Origin of the sequence: Gemmiger formicilis, assembly GCF_016901605.1 — a bacterium.
GTDB classification, from domain to species: Bacteria; Bacillota; Clostridia; order Oscillospirales; family Ruminococcaceae; genus Gemmiger; species Gemmiger formicilis_B.
The window spans coordinates 1-750 of record NZ_JACJKP010000355.1; the positions used below are offsets into that span (position 1 = coordinate 1).

At 64.5% G+C, this 750-nt stretch carries 1 protein-coding gene; it reads right to left on the bottom strand.

From position 1 onward, the window contains the following. On the bottom strand, positions 1–750 hold a 750-nt coding region (locus tag H6B10_RS14800; RefSeq protein WP_204652288.1), incomplete at both ends, for an ATP-binding cassette domain-containing protein.

Here is a 750-nt window from a genome sequence, read left to right on the forward strand (position 1 = left end):
GTAGATATCGTCCTCGGCCAGGGGGTCCAGGGCCGCGGTGGGTTCGTCCAGGGCGAGAATGGGCCCGTTTTTATAAAGGGCCCGGGCCAGCATCAGCCGCTGGGTCTGCCCGCCGGAAAGTTCCACCCCGTCCTCGTACACCTGACGGCCCAGTTTGGTTTCCAGGCCCTGGGGCAGCGCCTGTACCGTTTCGGTCAGGCCCGCCTTGGCAAGGCAGTCCCACACCCGCTGGGTGTCAATGCCCTCCACCCGCTGGGCCACGTTTTCCGCCACGCTGGCTTCCAGCAGGGAAAAATCCTGAAACACCGCCGAGAACAGGGCATAATAGTCCCGCCGGTTGAAGTCCCGGATATCCTGCCCGTTCAAGAGCACCCGGCCCCCGGTGGGGTCCAGGAAACCGCAGGCCAGCCGCACCAGGGTGGTTTTGCCCGCGCCGTTGAGCCCCACGATGGCCAGCTTTTCCCCGGCATGGATGGTCAGGTCAATGTCGTGGAGGGTGTCTTTGTCCGCTTCGGGGTAGCGGTAACTCACATGGTCAAAGCGAATCTCGCAGGGCATGGCAGGGTCCCGGGGCAGCGGCTTGCCGCCCGTGAGCCGGAAAGGCTCCGGCCAGTCCAGCGTTTCCCGGATGCGCGAAATCTCCAGCGACTGGCGGTGCAGCGTAGCCCCTTTGTCCAGAATGCCGATGACCCACTGGGTAAAGCCGCTGACCGCCGTGAAATACAGAAGGAACTGGGAGGCGGGCAGACC